We start from the raw sequence: 2,208 nt of genomic DNA, 5'->3' as shown, positions 1-2,208 counted from the left end.
GGATTTTGTCTTGTAATTCGTTGATTTTGTCCATTTTTTGTCCTTTTGTTTTGTTTGACTTTTTGTTTTTTTTATTGTAATATTGCTTTTAAATCTACAAAGGGCTGCGCAATGCTGAGCTAGTTGCGTCTTTGAATGACTTTGTAGTTTTTTATTCGCTAAGGTCTAGGGCTCACTAGGCAACTTAGCGATACTTTCTAGTTCTATCGTGTAAATTCTATTCCCTTTATATTTTCCTTTCATTGTTTCTTTTAAAGTGATTTTGGCTTGTGCTGGCTGTCCATCTAGCATAAAATGCGCTTCATATCTTGGTATTTGTATGTTTTTGTCCGCATTCTTATCGGGTGTGATTTCTCTTAGTCTTGCATTCTCGTATAACTCTTTTAAGCATTTAGCAACCTCAAAATGTTGTTTTTCGCTAAATCCATTTTCTATACTTTTGCTAATTGCTTTTGTGCTTTGTATTTTTTTATGCCCATCTTTGTTTAGGATAGCCACCCTGCCATCATTTTTATTTGTGATTGGTTTTGCGATTATTGGTTTTAGTGCTTTTTGTAGTTCGTATCGCAAAATATGTGTGTTTTTTGCTTCTTTTGGTGTTGATATTTTCATTTCTAATATGTCCTGCGTGGCTTGTTTGTTTGGGATTATATCACTATTTTTGCTCGCTTGTTTTGCGTTTGACATTGTAGCTAATTCTTGCGTGTCTTTTTCTAGCGACTTTATCGCCTCTTTTGGTTCATTTATCCACGCCCGAGAATCCAGCGCGTTTGCAAGGCGTTTGCCTAAAACGATTTCTAGCGCGTTTTGGGCGTGTTTGGGTAGGTTTGATTCTTTTAGTGTGCGTGATATGACTTCGCCAGCTTTGTCGCTAAAGTCTAATGCCTTTTGTCGTAGTTTTGGGGATTTTAGCGCGGTGTTTTTATTCTCTCATAAAGGGCGTTTTTTGGCTTTGGCTAGAATCGCTGTTTAGTGGGCTTATGCTTGTTGTGCCTGTGTTTGTCGGCTCATAGTAGTAGCCTGTTTTGCTTTGGCTTAGGGCTTGGCTAGCGTTTTTTGCTAGATTTTCCTGCGCTTTTAAGTAGTCGTTATGCTTTTGTTTTTCAAACTCAAAAGCCTGCAAATGTGGGTTTTTGAGTATCAATTCGAGATTTTTCTTTAATTCCTTGCTAAGTGCCATTTTTTATCCTTTGCGTTGGTTTTAGGTTTAAATTTGACTTGTTTTGTTTTTTATTGTATATTTTTATCGGTCTATTCAATAATCGGGGCAAGAGTTCAACTCTCTCGCATCTGCCTCCTTGAGTGAGATTAGACTATCGCCCTTGCTGTTTAAGTTGGTGTGAGTTTGGCACTAGGCATAGGGCGTAACTCTTGCAATTCTAACGAATATATTCTATTTCCGTGCTCTATTACTTCTCTTATAGTTAATAATGCCTGCGCTTCTTTGTTGTTTATAATCGTGTTTGCTAAATATCTATGTGTTTGTTTTATGTCTTTGCTTTTTGTGTCCTTATGGCTATTTTGCAAAATAGCGTTTTTGTATAGTTCTTTCAGTTTTTGTGCGGTGTTAAAATGCTCCTCCTTGCTAAAGCCATTTACTATTGATTTTTTCAATGCCTCCCCGCTCAAAATCTTATCTCTACCATTGACGCTTATTTGCGCTACTCTGCCATCGTTTTTATTTATAATTTGTTGGTTTATAATAGTGTTAATCGCATTGCGTGCTTTTGTGCGTAATTCTCGTATATGTTGTTTGTCTTGCGTGCTTATTATTATGGTTTTTGCCATTTGATTGCCTTTGCTAAAATCTGTATTTGCCATTATATCTAAATCACTAATATTTCGTGCTTCTGCACTTGGTAAGATTTGCAAGGCTTGTGCTAGTTTTTGATTTTCCATATTTTTGCCCTTAGCAAGTTTTTGATTTGACATTGTAGCTAAATTGCTTTGATTCTTAGTGTGCTTGGTTTTGATTCTCTCTAGCAAGGCTTTTGCTTTTGGGTTTCTATTGGCAAGTTTTTCTAGCCTTTTTGCGCTAGTTTGTAGTCCTTTGCTTGCTAGCGCACCGCTTGCAAAACCTAGCGCGAAATTCTGCGGGTTAAAGCCTTTTATGTCGCCATTTTCATCATACTCTAGCCCTGCTATGCTCCCCCCTAGCACGCCTCCCCCTAAAGTCGCGTTTGCGTGGTAAATGTTTGGATTGCTAGA

4 protein-coding genes are annotated in these 2,208 nt (G+C 37.5%); 1 reads left to right on the top strand and 3 read right to left on the bottom strand.

The features are described 5' to 3' along the window. Positions 1-165: 165 nt before the first annotated feature. On the bottom strand, positions 166-687 hold the full coding sequence (locus ACWIUO_RS13615; RefSeq protein ID WP_454178429.1) for an LPD3 domain-containing protein: 522 nt from the start codon (positions 685-687) through the stop codon (positions 166-168). A 16-nt stretch (positions 688-703) separates the two neighbouring features. Here ACWIUO_RS13615 and ACWIUO_RS13610 point away from each other — a divergent pair, with 16 nt between their 5' ends. After that, positions 704-973, top strand: a complete 270-nt coding sequence (locus ACWIUO_RS13610; protein ID WP_454178428.1) for a hypothetical protein — start codon at positions 704-706, stop codon at positions 971-973. Here the strand turns inward: ACWIUO_RS13610 and ACWIUO_RS13605 are convergent. Together ACWIUO_RS13605 and ACWIUO_RS13600 are read right to left on the bottom strand one after the other, a co-directional pair. Then, positions 923-1,180, bottom strand: a complete 258-nt coding sequence (locus ACWIUO_RS13605; RefSeq protein WP_454178427.1) for a hypothetical protein — start codon at positions 1,178-1,180, stop codon at positions 923-925. The genes ACWIUO_RS13610 and ACWIUO_RS13605 overlap by 51 nt on opposite strands. A gap of 149 nt (positions 1,181-1,329) precedes the next feature. Then, positions 1,330-2,208: LPD3 domain-containing protein (locus ACWIUO_RS13600; RefSeq protein WP_454178426.1), on the bottom strand; the 879-nt coding region annotated here is incomplete at its 5' end.

Source organism: Helicobacter sp. T3_23-1056, from assembly GCF_053654535.1.
Note: the sequence above shows the minus strand (reverse complement) of the source record. Positions and strands in the feature narration are given on the sequence as shown.

Coding starts and splice junctions, on each gene's coding strand:
- ACWIUO_RS13615 (WP_454178429.1), bottom strand. CDS start 687: ATGTCAAACGCAAAACAAGCGAGCAAAAATAGTGATATAATCCCAAAC.
- ACWIUO_RS13605 (WP_454178427.1), bottom strand. CDS start 1,180: ATGGCACTTAGCAAGGAATTAAAGAAAAATCTCGAATTGATACTCAAA.